The sequence below is a fragment of the Nostoc sp. genome, from assembly GCF_035638895.1.
Lineage (GTDB): Bacteria > Cyanobacteriota > Cyanobacteriia > Cyanobacteriales > Nostocaceae > Nostoc.
This window is the reverse complement of record NZ_DASQZC010000611.1, coordinates 1-1,597: the sequence shown is the minus strand read 5'-3', so window position 1 is coordinate 1,597 and position 1,597 is coordinate 1. Positions and strand designations below refer to the sequence as shown.

Below are 1,597 nucleotides of genomic sequence, written 5' to 3'. Positions count from 1 at the left end.
TAAAAAGCCCGTGACGAGGATTGAACTCGTGACCTCACCCTTACCAAGGGTGTGCTCTACCACTGAGCCACACGGGCAAAATATAACTTTGGTTTTTTAGTTGTAAGTTACAATGCTGGGAGCTTTGCTCTTAACCCAGTCATTATAACTTATAACTTCGTAAGTGGTGGGCCGGGCTGGATTTGAACCAGCGTAGGCGCTAGCCAACGGATTTACAGTCCGTCTCCATTAACCACTCGGACACCGACCCGATTTGTCTCACGATTTAAAATCTTAGCACCATGTTTTAGAAATTGCAAGTAGTTATAAAAAATAACTTGCAGATAGAGATCGCAACAAAACTGCGTCTCTACCATCGGGATAAAAAATACTGGTTACACGCTCATCTCCAGCATTCGTTGCATTGGTCGCAGTGCAGCCAGGCGAATATCTTCTGACATGGTAATTTCGGGAGTGCGATTTTTCATTGCCCAGTAGAGCTTTTCCAGGGTGTTTAACCGCATAAAGGGACATTCGTTACAAGCACAGTTATTTATCGGGGGTGCAGGGATAAAATGCTTGTCAGGAGCTAATTTTTGCATTTGATGAATGATTCCCGGCTCTGTCGCAACGATAAATTCTTTGGTGGGGCTGCTTTGACAATACTTGAGTAAGGCGGCTGTAGAGCCAATAAAACTGGCGTGGCGCAATACACTACTTTCACATTCTGGGTGTGCGATCGCCTCTGCTTCGGGATGGGCAATTTTTAACTGGACAATTTTCTTTTCCGAGAAGGTTTCATGGACAACACAGCTACCTTGCCATAGCACCAAATCTCGCCCAGTTTGTTCCATGACGTACCGCCCCAAATTGCGATCTGGGGCAAAAATAATCGGCTGTTCTTTTGGTATCTGCTCTACAATTTTCACAGCATTGGAACTGGTGCAAATAATATCGCTCATCGCCTTGATATCAGCAGAACAGTTGATGTAAGACACCACCAGATGATCTGGATGCGCTGCTTTAAAAGCTGCGAATTCGTCTGGTGGACAACTGTCGGCTAAAGAACAACCAGCATCCAAATCGGGTAAAAGTACTAATTTATCAGGATTAAGTATCTTTGCTGTTTCTGCCATGAAGTGAACGCCAGCAAAGACAATTACATCCGCATTAGTTTTTTCGGCGGCTCTTGCCAGTTGTAATGAATCCCCAATAAAGTCGGCAATATCCTGAATATCTGGCTCTTGATAATAATGTGCCAGGATAACGGCGTTGAGTTCTTTTTTGAGACTCTGAATCGCGGCAAACAAATCTAGTGGTAGTTCACCCAGTTGGGTGTTTTCTCGTTGAGCTAGTGCAGTGGTAAACACAGTTTAGGGGTGCTTTATGTTGCAAATTTATGTCCTGTGGAATCAATTATAGTAGTTTTTACCAAAAATAGTGGACGGTTGATATTTTGGGGTTGTGTCCAAATCGGGCTGAGTTTCATATCCTGGAGATAGACGGCAAGGAAAGTGGCATGACCAGTCAGAAAACTCAATCGATAAACCTCAAAATTGCTGTAGTTGGAGATATTCACGACCAATGGGAAGTGGAAGATGGCGTTGCACTCAAGCAT

General features: G+C 44.0%; 1 protein-coding gene, 2 tRNA genes and 1 pseudogene. 1 reads left to right on the top strand and 3 read right to left on the bottom strand.

From position 1 onward, the window contains the following. Positions 1-5: 5 nt before the first annotated feature. The 3 genes from VE944_RS29925 to nadA form a co-directional block, all read right to left on the bottom strand. Positions 6-77 (bottom strand) — tRNA-Thr (locus VE944_RS29925). Positions 78-164: 87 nt separating this feature from the next. Further along, positions 165-250, bottom strand: a tRNA-Tyr gene (locus tag VE944_RS29920). Between the two features lie 124 nt (positions 251-374). Further along, positions 375-1,349: a quinolinate synthase NadA gene (gene nadA / locus VE944_RS29915; protein ID WP_323230916.1), complete on the bottom strand. Its 975-nt coding sequence runs from the start codon at positions 1,347-1,349 to the stop codon at positions 375-377. 119 nt (positions 1,350-1,468) lie between these two features. On the opposite strand from nadA, the pseudogene VE944_RS29910 reads away from it, so the two are divergent. Beyond that, a pseudogene (locus tag VE944_RS29910) lies at positions 1,469-1,597 on the top strand (TIGR04168 family protein); the annotation flags it as partial.